Below are 16,106 nucleotides of genomic sequence, written 5' to 3'. Positions count from 1 at the left end.
CCCCGCAGGCGGGGGAAGGAAAGCGGTACGACGCTCTGCCCCACCTTCCAGCTACGCCACGACTTGCTCCTTCCCCCGCTTGCGGGGGAAGGTGCCGAAGGCGGATGGGGGCGCTCTTGATCCACCCCAAATCACCACCCACTACACTGTGAAATCCCCTCATGAAGCCACCCATGACCCGACCGCAACTGCTGATCGATACCGACCCTGGCGTGGACGATGCGCTGGCGATCCTGATGGCGCACGCCGATGCCGACATCGCCGGGCTCAGCATCGCCGCCGGCAATGTCGGCCTGGCGCATACCGTACGCAATGCGTGCACTCTGGTCGATCTGCTGGGCAGCGCCACGCCGGTGTTTGCCGGCTGCGCCACGCCGCTGGTGCGCGCGCCGGCGGAGGATGCCGCCTTCGTGCACGGCGAGGATGGTTTCGGCGACATCGGTTTTCCCGCACCGAAGGCCGTCGTGGCCGATGAGCCCGCCGCGCAGGCCCTGCTTCGGCTTACCCGCGAGCGGCCCGGCGAACTGACCCTGGTGGCGCTGGCGCCGCTGACCAACCTGGCGCTGGCCTTGCGACTCGATCCCACGCTGCCGCAACGTGTGGCGCGGCTGGTGGTGATGGGCGGCGCGGTCACCGGCCACGGCAATACCGGCAACATCCCGGCCGAGTTCAATATCGGTTTCGATCCGGAGGCGGCGCATGTGGTGTTCGAGGCGTTTCCGTCGTTCGACCTGGTCGACTGGGAGGCGACCTTGCGCCACGCCTTTGACGAAGAGACATTCGACGCATGGTTGCGGGCGGGCGATCACCGCGCCGATTTCTACGGCCGTATCGCAGGTACCGCGCGAGCGTTCAATCGCAAGCACGATCGACGCGGCATCATCGTCGCCGATGCACTGGCGATGGCGGTGGCGATCGATCCCACGATCGTCATTCGCAGCGAAAAGCGCACCGTCGCGGTGGAACTCGATGGCCGGCTCACCCGCGGCGCCACCGTGGTGGACTGGACCGGACGACTAGGCGGGCTGGCCAATGCCCGGATCGTGCTGGAAGTGGATCAGGTCCGTTTTTCCGCCATGGTTCGACGTGCGCTGGGCCTTGCTGCCTGACGATTGCGGCGTGCCCGACGGCGCCTCAAGTTTTGGGTTTCCTGGCCGATAAGCCAATCCAGTAACATCAAGAACGGCGCCAACAGGCCGCGATGCCGCAGCGTCACGACGGTAGTATCAGACTATGATGTTGAGGGGCACGTCACAGAAGTGAGTGCTGATATCTGGACCGCACGCGATTGAATAACGACAGGGTGGCAGGGCACGTCACCACGGATGGATAGAGCGGTTGAGAAGGTGTACGTGTGGAAGAATCGGCGCGCAAGACAGGGGGCACGTGGGATTTGCCATCAGGGCGGTGGACGCGAGCCGCGCCAGGTGCCTCATATCATCTCGTGAATGGCCCTGATGGTGGGCCTGTCCCACCGCAGCTTGGGGTGGCTGAATCCTCGCGCCTCGCTGGTGCCCGTCATCTCGATGGTTTGGATTACCCTCCCGAATTCGCATTTGATCCGGACAACGGCCAAGCGTTGGCGGCGTTCACGCCGTCGCATGCCGCACCGTGGGTGCCTCCGTTTGGTGGAGATGACGATCGCACCGTTCGCGGTCTGCAGTGCACCACCGTGGCCCTCGCTCTGGCAGATCGAGGCGAACGTGATGAAACCTCCGATCCGGATTCCGGCTTGCTGTCGCCGTCAGCCGGGCAATATGAATTTCTTGTCCTGCCCTCGGCGAGCGGTTCGATGGAGCTCATCGCGCTTGATCCCGGGCAAAGTATGCTCAAGTGGTGGCAGCCAACGAGCGGCCAGTGGGCGTTACTCGAACAGCTCAACGCCGGGTTACTTGCCGGATCCACTTTGCCGCCCACTGCCTGGCGCTGTGAAAAAGCGCATGACGGGGACACCACGTCGCGGCTATTCCTTCCCACCAGTCACGGCCTTGCATGTGTGCAACTGGACCTGCTCCGGCTTGGTTACCGCGTCGGTTACGCGGGCGGCGGCGCCTGCTGCGGTGCTCCGATCCGTTGGCGCAACGGGATCTGGGCGGTTCTGCGTAGCCCGTCCGGGCAGTTGCACCTGCAAGAGGCCGACCCTTCGAGTGGTAGCGCTGGGCAGGTGGTCGCCGTTGACGGCACGGTTGGCGAGGAATCCTTCGCGGCACCAACATGCGTAGCCCGCCAGATCATCTGGCCCGGTGTGCATGGCAAGCTTGTGCTCGAAGTTGCTGCCGATGGCTCACTCTCTGCCGAGTATCGGCTCTGGCCAGCGGGGATCGAGCCAAGGTTTGATTTCGGCTCGCCCTATCTTTCGCGTGATGGCCAGCTCTGGCAGACGTGCTGGAGCGAGGGGGATGGGTCCTACGCTTACCTGCGGCTTGATGGCCGCGAAGTCGAGCCTCGCCTCGCCTCGGCACCGCGGGCGTGTACCGGCCAGATCAATTACCGGCTTTCGATGCGCATGAAACTTGCGCCATGGGATGACCCCGAGCACGGAAGCGATGCAAATTCGCGGTTTCTGTTTGTGCCTCTGCTCGAGTCGGTTGTCGACGCTGCCGCGATCGGCCTGCGCATGGAAACCACTGATGGCCTCGAAACCGTGCTTCTTTCCCAGGAACGCCAGCGTGCCGTTCTGGAAATCCAGAGCGACCGGGTCGCTGAGCAACGGCTGTTCGTAATGAACGTACCCAAACCCTGGACTGGCCGCGTATTCGTGCATGACCACAAACTCTGGTTCTGGCATCCGGAACTCAAGCAGATCGTCGGTTGGGAGCTTGTCGCGTGACAAGGCATTTTCTGGTTGCCCTGGTGTTCGCACTGGTTCTTGGCATCGCCCCCTTCATTGCTCGTGCGGAACCGATGCAGCAGGCTTTTCTGGTGCAAAATTCGGGTTGGATGGAGCCGTTCTACGCGGATCCAGGTTCGCAGTTCAAGCCATTGGTCAGCGCAGTGGTGGCCACCGTAAGCCGCCCCGGCGACCGCCTGACAGTCGCTGCCTTCAACCAGGGAGGGCAAGGCAATGTGTCGCCGAAATTGCTCTACAACGGCGGCGATCCTGCGCAGGTTGCCCGTGTTCTCGGCCCGCTCCAGCCCGCGCGGAAGGCTTCCGGAGCGCTAGCCGATACCGATTTTCGCGAGGCGATCCTGGCCACCATCACGGGTCCATTCCAGGCCAAGCCCGGCATCCTGTGGATTTTCACCAACAACCGCAACAGCCCGGGCAATGACCCGGACACCGCCAAGCGCAACCTCGAGTTCTATCAGCTCGTTCACCTGGATCCTTCCATCACGCGTAGCTTGGCGTTTCCGTTGCGGATGCGGGTCAGGGGGGCGCACTACAGTGCGAGCGGCATGATGGTTTACGCGCTTGCCTATGGCGAGCCGGCCGCTGCGCGGTTGGAGCAAATGGTGAACGACGGCACGCTGCGCCGCGTGTTCACTACAGCACCCGCGCGATTGAAACCGCTGGATCGCGATGCCGTGCGCATCGTGCCGCGCGGAGTGAGCAATTCGGCAAACGTGACGGCTATGCTCGCCACCGACGGGCGCACGCTGGTGTTCGACATCGGCGCCTCGGACGAGGTGACCCGGATCGGGCTTACGGCCGCGCTCGAGAACCTCTTCTATCCCTACCAGATCACCAGTGCCGACGTCGGCGCGAGGCTCATCGCCGGCGACAACAAATTTGCTGTGACAGTTCTTCCTCAGGCCATTACCAGCCTGGCGCCGGGCGCGGAAGCCGAAGTCACATTGGATTTGCCAGTACCGCAGGAACACATTCCCTCGCCGTGGTCATTCGCCGCGATCAAGGCAATGGGCAAGGAGGTTCTCGTCCCCGCACGAGTAGAGATCACGCTCGATCACCAGCAATTGCGTATTGCCGATGCATTTCGAAGCAACCTCGCACGGCTTTTCCCCGGTGACCCGCTGGCGGATGTGTTCGTGCCACCGCAAGCGATCGAGGCATCCACTGCCGAGGTGCCCGTCTTGTTCCGCGTGCGGTACCCGCTCTTGCCGGTCGTCTTGCTGATGAGCGCGATCCTTTTGCTCATCGTTGCAATTGCATGCCTCACCTGGTTGGCCGGGCGTACGGCGCGGTTCGAGATCATGATCGATGGCTACTCGCGCAAGGTGGGGCTGAAAGCCTTTGCGACGTTGAATTTGAATGATCCGGATGGCGTCTATGCGGGACGTATCAAGCGCGGTCTGGGTGCGCCGCGGGTGATCGACACCGTCCCGGGCCACGCGGTGTCTGTGCGCAAGCCTTGAATGATGGTTTTCCCTCAACTTCACATTTCTTCCGTTTCAGATCGGAGTACGCGATGAGTGACCAGAAGCAGGAAAAGAATGATGGCGGCTTTGTTCTGCCTCCACCCGGTAGCAACCAAGCGCCAAATGCCACGGCGGCGCCAGCGGCTGGCGCGGCCACGACCCAGCAAGCGGCTATCTCGTTGCCGCCAAATCTCGGTATTTCATCGACGTCACCGCGCGATATGCTGGTTGGCGGGGTGATCCTGCTTGCGCTCTTGATCGGCTTCTTTTTTGCCCGTGCCGGCTACGCGAACATGCTGGTGCGCAAGCGCGTCGCGCCGGCGAAGGCCAACGCGGCCGGCTGGTGGTTGTTCGTGTTTCTCGGCAGTCTCGCGACGGCCGTGGTGCTGGCCGCGATCAACCCGATCAAGTTTCTCGCTCCACTGACCATCGCGCCCCTGGGGGGCGTTGCCGTGGTGGCGCTCATTCTCATGGTCGTATCCAGCCGGCGCTGAGCGCCAACCCTTGTCCCATGGAGTTTTGTGATGGCTGATACGCAATCCGAGAACCTTTCCGCTCCCAGCGCAGCGAAGAAGAGCGAAAAAACGGTCAAGTTGCGGCCGACGTTATTTGTTGCCGTTGGCGGCACCGGCATGGAAGTGCTGCTGCGCGTGCGCCGACGCATTCTCAACACGCTCTGGCGCGATGGCGTCCGGGTGGAGAGCCTTGCCGATTTCCCCGTGGCACAGTTCATCCAGTTCGACCTCGACCAGGGTGCGTTGATCGAGTCGGGCAAGTCGCAGAAGGGCGACTTGCAGCACGACCTGTTGAAGTTCACCGATGATGAAAAACTCATCGAGAGCTTCGATATCGAAAAATACAGTCGTGACGACGATACACTCTCGCGCTATCCGCATATCCAGAGCTGGCTGCCGCTCAACCCGGCGAAGATCCGCGACCTCAAGATTGACCCTTCCAAGGGTGCCGGCCAGATTCGCGCCCTGTCGCGCCTGTACTTCTTCGACAAGTACCCGAAGATCCGCGACAAGGTTCGGCTCAAGATCAAGGCGCTCAAGGCCGGGTTGACGCGTGATGCCCAGTTGAAACAGCTCGGCCTCGAACTCGATCAGAGCAAGGTGCGAGTGGTGGTGGTGGGCTCGGTTGCCGGCGGTACCGGTTCGGGTTCGTTCCTCGACATGGGTTGGCTCGCGAGCTGGCTGGCGCGCGAAGAATTCGGCAGCGCCGACGTCGAACTCATGCTGTTTCTTCCCAGCGGTTTCGCGAAGGCCAACAAGGATCGCACTGAAGCGAACGGATATGCCGCGCTGATGGAACTGGAAACCGCGATGCTCGGCGATTCGCATTATGTCGAACGCTGGGACGCCTACGACCGCCCGGCACTGTCGAAAAAGCCCTACAGCGAGGTTTATCTCGTCGATTCGGGCAACCTCGCGCGGCAAAACACCAGCGAGATGAACGACGTCTACCACATGGTGGCTGACGCTCTGTTCGAGGATTTCGCTTCGGCTGACTTTGCCAACCGCAAGCGTTCGATCGCGGTCAACCAACAGCAACACAAGATCCTCCCGTTCAGCCCGCCGGTACCGGCAGGGCGTTTCGGCGACATGAAGCTCAACTTTTCCCGCTCGTTCTCCGCGTTCGGTCAGGCCGTGCTCGATACCCGGCTTGCATTCCGCCGCGATGAGCGCGCGCACACGTTGGCTGGCGCCATGCTCAAGGCGTTCTTCGGTGTCGCCGGAGGTAATGCAGATGCCAACCGCGCAACTGACAAGAAGCGCGACGAATTCATGGCGGCGCACTTGTATCTCAAGCCTGTACCTTTCAGCGATTTTCCGGAATTCTCCTCCCGTCAGGTGGAACTGAAGCGCTCGCGTGGCGAGTTCCTTGAGTACTTCGTGGTCGAGGATCTGCTGCAGGATCGCCAGGGTGCGCTCGTTGCCGGCGTGCAACAACGCGTCAGCACGCGGCTCGAGGAGATCAAATCCAGTTTCAATCGTGAGGAGTGGCCGGTCCAGATTCGCGAGCGCGTGCAGCAACTCGAGCGCGACGTGATGCGTGACCAGGATTCTGCTGCCGATACCACCGAGGATCGTATCGCCCGTCGCAGACGGGAGATCCTCGGCCAAGTCCGCAAGGTCGTTCGCGATCAGCTCTTCGCCTACCTCGACAATCGGGATTACGGCGGCCTCGGATACGTGCTTTCGCTGGTCGAGCAGATCAAGGACCGGTTGGAGAATCCCGAGACCGGCATCTGTGCCGTGCTCGACCAGAACGCCGCGCGTTACGAGGAGATCAAGGAAGCTGTGCGGACGCACGAGTACGAGCGTCTCATGCACAATCTCGAGGAGACGAACGGCGGCGTGCTTGGGGGTCTGTTCGGCGGCGGCGAGCGCCAGGCGCGATTGGTGATGGAGCAACTCACGACCGAGATCGCGAACGGCCTGAAGTTCCACCTGCGCGCAAAGGCGGCGCGCGAGGCGGCGCTGCTCATGCGCGAGCTGTCGCGCTGGCTCGGTGAAAGGAGCACGGTGGACGCCAACGGTCAGTCAGTCTGGAGCGGCCTGGTGGGAGAATTCCAAGCCGGCCGCGAGGCGGTGAAGACGATGCTGTTCAACCTCGACAGGCATGTGACGATCTTGCGGAACGATTTGCGTGGCGAACACGCGACTCTGATTCCGCTCGAAGCCACGGAAGCGCCCTTCACCATGCCCCCGGCCACCACGCTGCGCGAATGGGCCGATGAGGCATTCAAGGATCTGGGCGGCTCGAGCACGTTGTTCCCGATGCTTTCCGATCCCGACGAACAGCCGAAACTGTTGCGCAAGGTCGTGCGCATGGCCGAGCGCCAAATCGCCCTGACGGGAAGCGGGGAGGTCGACGACCAGGAGCCTTTGATCGAGGCACTCGAGCAGCGAACGCCGGTTGAGCGGGCGCGTCTGTTCTCCGAGCTGCTGCAGCGTGCCATGCCGTGGATTGATGCGAACCTCGCCCGCGAGTTCACGCCGGCCGCCGACCAGTACAAATGCTTCATTGGCGTGGGGCACGCGGATGATTTCCGGCGTCGTTTCGAGCCCGAGCTGGTAAGTGCCTTGCCGGCAGGGATCGGCATCACCGCGGCACAGATCGGTATCGTCGAGACCGGCGTGCCAGGGCGGGCGGTGTGCTACACCGAGCTTTCGGGCATCCCACTCACCGTGTTGCGAGGGCTCGAGGCATGGCGCACGAGTTACCGCAAGGAGAGTGAGCGCATTCCTGCGCACACCCATCTTGATGTCACGCTGTTCTCGCACCCGCTCGCGCCGAGCATGGACGAACTGAACCGACTGGCAGACGATTTCCGCCACTTCCTGCTCGCTGTCATGCTCGGTGTCCTGGAGCGCAGCAAGCAGCGCGCCACACCCTCAGGCCAGTACCAGTTCGCCGTGGCGCGGGGTGACGTGCGCCGTATCGGCAACGAGCGCGCGATCCGCCTGAACGGCCTCCCTGCGAACTACCGCGAGGCCATCGTCGAGCGCGTGAATCAGGCGTTGGACGAGCTCGATGCCGCACAATGCACCGCGCTGATGGCACTGGCGGGTTACTACGCATCGGCCGTGTACACCGCGCAGCTCATCGCGCTCGACACCGGTGCCGAAGATGTGCGCGTGGGTTTCGCAAGCGCGATCGCAACCGAAGCGCAACGCAAGCTCGAGGAACTTGCGTTGCGAAAGGGCGCCGTGCGGGCTGAGCTGGAACGTGCCACGGAGCGCCTGGTCGACGACGATGTCTTGCGTCAGTGGGCCGAACCGATCCCCGAGTCCGACAGCGACGCTTATGCATGGGAAGTCCGCGGCCCGATGGATCCGACGCATCCGCGGCTCAAGTTCGCCATGCGCCGCGGTGCGGACACGTCGGCGTTGATCCAGCAGCTCTTGGGCCGGACAGCGACAGCAGCATCGCCGGCCACGCTGGCACCAGGTATTCCTGGCACGCCGCCGTTGCCCGGCATTCCCGGCATGCCGCCGCTGCTGACGGAACATCAGTACCACGTGGGAGTAAATGGTCAAACCTACGGTCCTTACCCTGCTTCGCAAGTGCAATCCATGCTGCAGGCGGGGCAGCTCAACCCGACTGTCACGAAGGTCTGGCGTGAGGGGTTCCCCGCCTGGCTGGTGCTTGCGCAGTGCACGGAACTTGTTCCGGCCGCTGTTGCTGTTCCACCGCCGCTGGATTGATCGATGGCAAGTAGCAAGGCCGACGACCCGGGCTGGCAGCCCCATGCGTGCGCGGAACCCGCTTGTGGCCGCCAGCTACAAGCGCCGGTGGCTTGTTGCCCGTTCTGCGGAATGGTGCAGACAACCGCCGCAGCTGGAGCGGATGCCATGCGCGAGCGCAAGGCGGATGCTGCTGCTTCCCATGTATCCGTAGCGGTTACACCGACCGTGGCGCCAGCGCCCGCAGAACTGCCTGAGCCTCCCCCGATCGTGCCTGTCGTCACGCCTCCGGAGGCGTCGCCGGTCATGCCGCCGGCACCATCCATGGAATCACCGATCGCCGCGGAACAGCACTTGTCTCCGCCCGTGGCAGTCGGTGCGCAGAGTCGCCGCCGTTGGTCGCCGATACTTGTCGGCCTGTTGGTATTGGCTGGCGCGTTCTTCTGGTTGCGTCCACATGGCCGCGACGAATCGCCAGTTGCTATCGCGCAGTGCCATGCACTCATGACGGAGGCTCGTCTTGCTCTTGCCGCCGGCGACGCGGTGGCGGCCGAGTCCGGCATTGACCGGGTGCGGAGCGTATGCGGCGTAGAGCAAAGCGGGGCGGTCGAAGTACTGGAAACCCAGTTGGGCCACCTGAAGGCACAAGTTGCCGCCTGCGTTGCGCTCGAGAAGAATCTGCTCAAGGCACTCAGCAGCGGCCATCCACGTGACGTGTCTGGCCGGGTAGTCAAGGCGCCGAGAGGCTGTGCGAGCCAGCCGGCCATTACCAGACTTGTCGAGCGCGGTGCCCGCCAGATAGAGCTGGCGACTACGGCAGTCAATGACGGGTTTGGCCGGCTAAATGCGGGCGACCTGGACGGTGCCGATGCGATGCTCGCCCGCGCCCTGCGCAGCGACGCACAAGTGAGCGGCGCAGAGGGGCTGCGCAGCAGCCTTGCCAAGGCTCGACTAGCACTGGCTGTCAGCCACTCCACTCCCGCAGTCACCTCGGTTGTCGTCACGCAGCCGCCGGTCACGCGGACGCCGCGAGCCCCTGTGCAAGCCCCCGTGCGAGTTGACAGCGTTTTTGATGATCTCGTTGGCGATGGACGCCGTGCATTGCAGCGCAAGAATTACGCCGAGGCCAAGAGTGCAGCCAAGAGCGCGTTGCGTCTTTCGCCAGGGAACCGGTCGGCGCAAGCCCTGTTGCGCGAGGCCGAGGACGGTGAACGCGAGGCCTTGCAGGGCATGAATATCCGTTGATTTCCATCACAGTCTTTTCCCAGAACCCAATCAGGATCCCGTCATGAAGTCTTCGTCTGTTTGCTCGCTCGCATTGACCCTCGCTGTGGCGACGGCGATGTCGGGCTGCGCCACCACCGGTGGAGCTGCTGGCTCGCATGGCGTGGTCAAGTGCAACCCCGGAATGAGTGCCGCTATCGGAGCCCTCGTGGGAGGCGCGCTCGGTGCCACGAAGAACAGCGCGATGGCAGTCAAGGGAGCGATGGCTGGAGCGGCTGTCGGCGCGCTGGCCTGCATGGCGGTCAATGCCCGCTCGCGACAGACTCATGACGCGGCCACGGTCGAAGCCGAGTACCGTCGCCAGCACGCCGATACATTGCCGGCCGTACCCACGGTCACCGCTTACGAAACCAGCATTGAACCGGGCACACGGGTGATGGCCGGGGAAAATGTCGAAATCCGTTCGAACCTCAAGATCGTCGACGGCACGCAACAACACGTTTCTTCCGTGCGCGAAGAGCTCGTGTTGCTCGACACCAACGGCAAGGAATTCCAGCGCGTGCGCAAGGACGTGCAATCGACGGCCGGTGGCGGTTACGAGAACAGTTTTGCGTTCGCCTTCCCGAAGGGCGTATCGCAAGGCATCTACAACGTGCGTACCGAACTGCTGGTCAACGGCCAAGTGGCTGCGCAAAGTGGTGAGCAGCTGCAACTCGTCGTCGATTACAACGGCTCGCCCTATCGCGTTGTCTCGCGCTGAAGCGCAATGCCAGCTCCAGTGTGCAAAGTGGTGTTTCCCAAATAGATGGCCATGGGCGAGGCCGGATCAATCCGGTTTCCAGAGCCGCTTACTTGCGTCCATATCGGATTTCCTATTACAATGCCGCTCTTTTCTTCCGCCGCTTTGAGCACGCCATGAAGCCCGATATCCATCCGAACTACACCCCGGTGGTGTTCCAGGATCTGTCGTCCGACTTTGCCTTCCTGACCAAGTCGACCATTTCCAGCAAGGAAACCATCAAGTGGGAGGACGGCAACGAGTATCCGCTCGTCAAAGTGGATATCTCCAGCCACTCGCACCCGTTCTACACCGGCAAGCAGAAGTCGCTGGACGTTGGCGGCCGCGTCGACAAGTTCCGTCGCCGCTACGCGGGCACCGTCAAAGAGTAATGCCGCCGGAGTTGCCGACATGGGCAACTCGTCAGGCCGGGCACGGGGCGAGCATCGACTCGCCCCGTGTTTTTTTGTGCGCGTCGTTCCCCCGTTCGCCTGCGGATGTGCGTGGATCGTTGTGCGATAATGGCGCTTTTCCTGACGCCCCCGCGTCTGCCGCATCGCATGCGTATCCCAGGCGATGCCCACCATTCCCCCGCTGAAAGGCGTCGCTTTGCGGCTCGCCCTCGCGATGAACGTTTGTGAAGGAGGTTTCCGTGTCCACTCCCAAGATCGTCAAACTGCTGGATGAATCGAATCAGCGCAGCAGCGAGTTGCCGTTGATCAATGGCACGCTGGGTCCCGCTTGCATCGACATCGGCACGCTGTACAAGGACACCGGGCACTTCACGTTCGATCCGGGCTTCGCCAGCACCGCCAGCACCAAGAGTGCGATCACCTACATCGACGGCGACCAGGGCGTGCTGCTGTATCGCGGCTACCCGATCGAACAGCTGGCGGCGAACTCCAGCTTCCTCGAGGTGGCCTACCTGCTGCTCAATGGCGAACTGCCCAACGCGGCCGATTTCGACAAGTTCGAGCACGACGTCTCGCATCACACGATGATGCACGAGTCGCTGAAGAATTTTTTCCAGGGCTTCCATCACGACGCCCATCCGATGGCGATGCTGGCCGCGTCGATAGCGTCGCTGTCGGCGTTCTACCACGACGATCTGAATGTCGATGACCCGGTCGACCGCAAGATGGCGGCGATCCGCCTGATCGCGAAAATGCCGACCATCGCGGCCGCCTGTTATCGCTACTCGATCGGCTGGCCGTTGCGCTATCCGCGCAACAACCTGGAGTACGTCGACCGCTTCCTGCACATGATGTTCGAGGTGCCCAGCGAGCCGCTGCAGATGAGCCCGGTCGCCGCCAAGGCGCTGGACCTGCTGTTCATCCTGCATGCCGACCACGAACAGAACGCCTCCACCTCGACTGTGCGCCTGGTCGGTTCCACCGGCGCCAATCCGTACGCGTCGATCGCCGCCGGCATCACCGCGCTGTGGGGTCCGGCGCATGGCGGCGCCAACGAGGCGGTACTCAAGCAGTTGGAGGAAATCGGCACGCCGGACAACGTCGAGTCGGCGATCCTGCGCGCCAAGGACAAGAACGACAGCTTCCGCCTGATGGGTTTCGGCCACCGCGTCTACAAGAACTTCGACCCGCGCGCCAAGATCATCCGCGAGATGTGCCACAAGGTGCTGGCCGAACTGGGCGTCAAGGATCCGCTGCTGGATGTGGCGCTGAAGCTGGAAGAAGCCGCGCTGAAGGACGACTACTTCGTCGAGCGCAAGCTGTACCCGAACGTGGATTTCTACTCCGGCCTGATCTACAAGGCGCTGGGTATCCCCACCGAGATGTTCACCGTGATGTTCGCCATCGCGCGCACCGCCGGCTGGATCGCGCACTGGATCGAGCAGCACGAAACCCCGGGATCGCGTATCGGTCGTCCGCGCCAGATCTACACCGGCGCCGACGTGCGCGATTACGTGAGCGTCGACAAGCGCTGAGTAACTGCGTCATCGCATGAGCAAACGCCCCGGCTTGCCGGGGCGTTTGTGTTTGGGCGGTGAGGAGGCGCGCTCCTACCGGCGCTGGCTGGCGTTGGTCAGCATGCGCTCCAACGGGTCGCCGTCGTCGTCCCCGGACAGCAAGGCTTCCACTGCCGCCAGCGAGGCGCGGCGCATCGGCTTTTCGTCGATGCGGTCCAGCGGCGCCTGGCGCAGCGCGTTGCGCGGCAATACGGTGAGGTCGAACGGCAAGCCGTCGGCGGCGAACAGCAACACCGGGTACTCGGCCTGGTCGATTCGGGTCACGCGCAACCGCCGGGTCTGGGTTTCGGCCGGGACGCCGTGGTCGTGCAGGAACAGGGCCACCGCGTCGGGATCGTCGCTGAACACGTGCAGGCAAACCGCCGAGTGCTCGTCGGCGCTGCCTTCCAGCACGGCGCCTACCAGCCGCGGTTCGAAAGCCGCCAGGAACCGCATCGCCTCGACCGCCGCCTCGCGCCGCTGTTGCAACGACTGCGGCTGACTGTCGGCCAGAAACAGCCGCTGGCGTTCGCGCAGCGCCTGCTCGATTTCCTGGTTGCGCGGCAGCGCCTGGGTTTCCAGGATGCCCAGTCGCTCGGCCGCCTTGGTCTTGGCGCGATGGAAATCCCGGATGCCGTGCTCGCTCATCAACCGCGCTGCTTCCTGGGCAACCAGCAGGCGGCTGCGCTGCAGGCGGTCATGCGCATGAATGCGGTGATGGTCGCCTCGGGTCATGCTCATCTCCGTTGCGTGGTGGACGGCTCCATCCGCTCGTTCGCGCTGCTCGTTCGTGCCGCGTGCGCCGGTGGTGCGCCGCCGCGCTCGCTGGCGAAACTACCGTACCACCGCCGCGTGTCGGGTTGAATCGTGGGCGAGGGTATGCGCCTCGATACGCGACCGCGGCGCGACATCGGCTTCGACCACCCGCCGTCAGAAGATGTCGTAGGCGCGTTGCTGCTCCTGTTCCTTCTGCTGCTGCGCTTGCGCGCGCAGGCGATCGACATCCTCCACCTTGAAGATCTCGCTGACGCCGTTGGGGTCGTCGGACGCGGTCGGTAGCCCGTTGTCGCGGTTGATCGTGATCGTCGTGATGCCCGGCGGCATCGGCAGCGCATTCGATGGCAGGCCCTTGAGCACGCTGCCCATGTAATCCATCCAGATGGGCAGCGCGGCCTTGGCGCCGAACTCGCCCCGGCCCAGCGAATCGTAGTTGTCGAAGCCCACCCATACGGCGGTGGAAACATCGCCGTTGAAGCCCACGAACCAGGCGTCGTGATGATCGTTGGTGGAACCGGTCTTGCCGGCCAGGTCGTCGCGTTCGAGTGCGCGCGCGGCGGAGCCGGTGCCGCGCAGGATCACGTCCTTCATCAACGAGGTGATCAGAAAATCGTTGCGCGGGTCCAGCACGCGCGGCGCCAGGATGGGCGGGTGGTTGCTGTCGCCGTGTGCGTCCGGCGGCAGGATGGCATCGCCTACCGCATCGATGCCGTCCTCGCTGGCGGCGGATGCCGAGGCGGCGTGGGCCACGTCGTTGGCCGGGGTTGCGGTCATGTTGGCCGGCGGCGGTCCGGCGACGCTGGTGTCCAGCAGCCGCTCCTGGCAATCGCGGCAGGCGCGCGCCGGGTTGGCCACGTAGATGGCCGTGCCGCTGCGGTCATCGATCTCGCTGATGAAGTACGGCGTCACCAGGTAGCCGCCGTTGGCGAATACCGCGTAGCCGCGCGCCATGCCCATCGGCGACACCGACGCGGTGCCCAACGCCATCGACAGGTTGGCGGGGATGGCGTCGAGCGCGAAGCCGAAGCGGGTCAGGTATTCGCGCGTGTAGCGCACGCCGATGGCCGCCAGCAGCCGGATCGAGACCAGGTTCTTCGATTGCACCAGCGCCTCGCGCAGCCGCATCGGGCCGGCGAACTTGCCGTCGTCGTTGTTGGGCGTCCACAGGCCGCCGGGGCGGGACGGATCGGGCAGGGCCAGCGGGGCGTCGTTGATGATTGATGCCGGCGTGAAGCCGTGGTCGAGCGCCGCCGAGTAGAGATACGGCTTGAAGCTGGAACCCGGCTGGCGCGCGGCCATCACCGCGCGGTTGAACTTGCTGCGCATGAAATTGAAGCCGCCGACCAGCGCCTGGATCGAGCCGTCCTCGGGGCTCACCGACGCCAGTGCGCCTTGCACTGCAGGAATCTGCGCCAGTTGCCATGCGCCGTTGTCATCGTGGGACAGCCGCACGATGTCGCCGCGCTTGATGACGCTGTCCACCGCTGTCGGCGTGGCGCCGACCCCGCTGTCGCTCAGATGTGGTCTGGCCCAGCTGACGGCGCCCAGCGACAACTCGACCTGTTCGCCATTGCGCAGGTAAACCGTGGCGCCGTGGGCGCTGCTGGCGGTCACCAGGCCCGGTTCCAGGGTGGAGATATCGGTGTAGCCCGACAGCGCCTGCTTGTAATCGGAGGGGCCTGCATTGGCGGGCAGGTCCTGATGGGCCTCCGCGCCACGCCAGCCGTGACGATGGTCGTAAGCCACCAGGCCGCGGCGCAGCGCGTCCACCGCCGCTTGCTGGCGATCGCTGCGCAGGGTGGTCTTCACCACGTAGCCTTCGGTCAGCGCGTCATTGCCCAGCCGGTCCAGCACCTGGCGCCGGACCATCTCGGCGAGGTACGGCGCATCCAGTTCGATCGGCTGCTCGTGCGGCGCGCCGTGGTTCGGCTCGGTGCGCGCCTGCTCGTATTGCGCCTCGGTGATGTAGCCGTGCCGCCGCATTTCGCTCAGCACCCAGTTGCGTCGCGCCAGCAGGCGCTTGGGGTTGTTGATCGGGTTGACCGCCGACGGCAACTGGAAGCTGGACGCGATCGCCGCCGATTCGGCCACCGTCAGCTGATCGAGCGTCTTGCCGTAATAGTACGAAGCGGCCGCGGCCACGCCGTACGAGCGGTGGCCGAGAAACATCTTGTTGAGGTACAGGTCGAGGATCTGGTCCTTGCTGAGCTCCTGCTCCATCCGCAGCGCGATGAAGATTTCGGTGATCTTGCGCGAATACAGCTTCTCGGGGCTGAGGAAGAAGTTGCGGGCGACCTGCTGGGTGATGGTCGATCCGCCCGAGCCCTTGTCGCCGCCCGTCTCGATCACGTGCCAGGCGGCGCGCACGATGCCGTGCCAGTCCACGCCGGGGTGATGGTAGAAATCGGCATCCTCGGCCGACAGCACGGCGTGCTTCAGCCGGTCGGGCACCTTGCCGATATCCACCGGTATGCGTCGCGTTTCACCGAAGCTGGCAATCAGTTTGCCGTCGGCGCTGAGCACGCGCAGCGGCACCTGCATGTGGTAGTCCTTGAGCACCTCGACGGAGGGCAACCGCGGCGCGATCAACCAGTACGTCACGCCGACGGCGAGGATGGCCAGCAGAAAACCGGAGAAAGCCAGGACCAGTGCCCAGCGCAACAGACGCTTCAAAATATGCATGGATGCAGTTAGCGAGACTTGAGTCAAAACATGCCAGAGTATAGATGTTGCAGTATTGAAGGCGTTCCGGCGCCGGGCAGGCCGGGGGATCCGCAGGATGGCACGGGGGCGCAAAGCAGAGCCGGGGTTGCCGGGGGATGGCTCAACTGTGGCGCCTATCACGAGA

General features: G+C 63.8%; 11 protein-coding genes. 9 read left to right on the top strand and 2 right to left on the bottom strand.

Going from position 1 to position 16,106, the window contains the following annotated elements:
* The first annotated feature begins 173 nt into the window (after nt 1-173).
* The 9 genes from UU9_RS07660 to UU9_RS07620 all read left to right on the top strand — a co-directional run bounded on the left by UU9_RS07660 (nt 174) and on the right by UU9_RS07620 (nt 12,460).
* A complete protein-coding gene (locus tag UU9_RS07660; RefSeq protein WP_040670518.1) occupies nt 174-1,109 on the top strand; it encodes a nucleoside hydrolase in 936 nt (311 codons plus the stop codon).
* Nucleotides 1,110-1,486: 377 nt separating this feature from the next.
* On the top strand, nt 1,487-2,830 hold the full coding sequence (locus UU9_RS07655) for a hypothetical protein (RefSeq protein ID WP_156804231.1): 1,344 nt from the start codon (nt 1,487-1,489) through the stop codon (nt 2,828-2,830).
* Nucleotides 2,827-4,314, top strand: coding sequence for a hypothetical protein (locus UU9_RS07650; RefSeq protein WP_007081165.1), 1,488 nt, complete (start codon nt 2,827-2,829; stop codon nt 4,312-4,314). The genes UU9_RS07655 and UU9_RS07650 overlap by 4 nt, the downstream gene beginning before the upstream one ends.
* 53 nt (nt 4,315-4,367) lie before the next feature.
* Entirely contained in the window at nt 4,368-4,811 is a 444-nt protein-coding gene (locus UU9_RS07645) for a hypothetical protein (RefSeq protein ID WP_040670516.1), read from the top strand.
* A 30-nt stretch (nt 4,812-4,841) separates the two neighbouring features.
* Nucleotides 4,842-8,531, top strand: coding sequence for a tubulin-like doman-containing protein (locus UU9_RS07640; protein WP_007081163.1), 3,690 nt, complete (start codon nt 4,842-4,844; stop codon nt 8,529-8,531).
* Nucleotides 8,532-8,834: 303 nt separating this feature from the next.
* A complete protein-coding gene (locus tag UU9_RS07635; protein ID WP_156804230.1) occupies nt 8,835-9,755 on the top strand; it encodes a hypothetical protein in 921 nt (306 codons plus the stop codon).
* 43 nt (nt 9,756-9,798) lie between these two features.
* Nucleotides 9,799-10,494 (top strand): hypothetical protein, encoded by a 696-nt coding sequence (locus tag UU9_RS17295; RefSeq protein ID WP_156804229.1) that lies wholly within the window; start codon nt 9,799-9,801, stop codon nt 10,492-10,494.
* Nucleotides 10,495-10,649: 155 nt separating this feature from the next.
* Nucleotides 10,650-10,904, top strand: a complete 255-nt coding sequence (locus tag UU9_RS07625; protein WP_007081159.1) for a type B 50S ribosomal protein L31 — start codon at nt 10,650-10,652, stop codon at nt 10,902-10,904.
* Between the two features lie 260 nt (nt 10,905-11,164).
* Nucleotides 11,165-12,460 (top strand): citrate synthase, encoded by a 1,296-nt coding sequence (locus UU9_RS07620; RefSeq protein ID WP_007081158.1) that lies wholly within the window; start codon nt 11,165-11,167, stop codon nt 12,458-12,460.
* Nucleotides 12,461-12,535: 75 nt separating this feature from the next.
* Here UU9_RS07620 and UU9_RS07615 read toward each other — a convergent pair whose 3' ends face one another.
* Nucleotides 12,536-13,216, bottom strand: coding sequence for a hypothetical protein (locus tag UU9_RS07615; RefSeq protein ID WP_040670536.1), 681 nt, complete (start codon nt 13,214-13,216; stop codon nt 12,536-12,538).
* Nucleotides 13,217-13,411: 195 nt separating this feature from the next.
* On the bottom strand, nt 13,412-15,940 hold the full coding sequence (locus tag UU9_RS07610; RefSeq protein ID WP_007081155.1) for a penicillin-binding protein 1A: 2,529 nt from the start codon (nt 15,938-15,940) through the stop codon (nt 13,412-13,414).
* Nucleotides 15,941-16,106 lie beyond the last annotated feature (166 nt).

The sequence above is a fragment of the Rhodanobacter fulvus Jip2 genome, assembly GCF_000264315.1.
Taxonomy (GTDB): domain Bacteria; phylum Pseudomonadota; class Gammaproteobacteria; order Xanthomonadales; family Rhodanobacteraceae; genus Rhodanobacter; species Rhodanobacter fulvus.
This window is presented reverse-complemented; position numbering and strand designations above follow the sequence as displayed.

Coding starts and splice junctions, on each gene's coding strand:
- UU9_RS07660 (WP_040670518.1), top strand. CDS start 174: ATGACCCGACCGCAACTGCTGATCGATACCGACCCTGGCGTGGACGAT.
- UU9_RS07645 (WP_040670516.1), top strand. CDS start 4,368: ATGAGTGACCAGAAGCAGGAAAAGAATGATGGCGGCTTTGTTCTGCCT.
- UU9_RS07640 (WP_007081163.1), top strand. CDS start 4,842: ATGGCTGATACGCAATCCGAGAACCTTTCCGCTCCCAGCGCAGCGAAG.
- UU9_RS07635 (WP_156804230.1), top strand. CDS start 8,835: ATGGAATCACCGATCGCCGCGGAACAGCACTTGTCTCCGCCCGTGGCA.
- UU9_RS17295 (WP_156804229.1), top strand. CDS start 9,799: ATGAAGTCTTCGTCTGTTTGCTCGCTCGCATTGACCCTCGCTGTGGCG.
- UU9_RS07625 (WP_007081159.1), top strand. CDS start 10,650: ATGAAGCCCGATATCCATCCGAACTACACCCCGGTGGTGTTCCAGGAT.
- UU9_RS07615 (WP_040670536.1), bottom strand. CDS start 13,216: ATGACCCGAGGCGACCATCACCGCATTCATGCGCATGACCGCCTGCAG.
- UU9_RS07610 (WP_007081155.1), bottom strand. CDS start 15,940: ATGCATATTTTGAAGCGTCTGTTGCGCTGGGCACTGGTCCTGGCTTTC.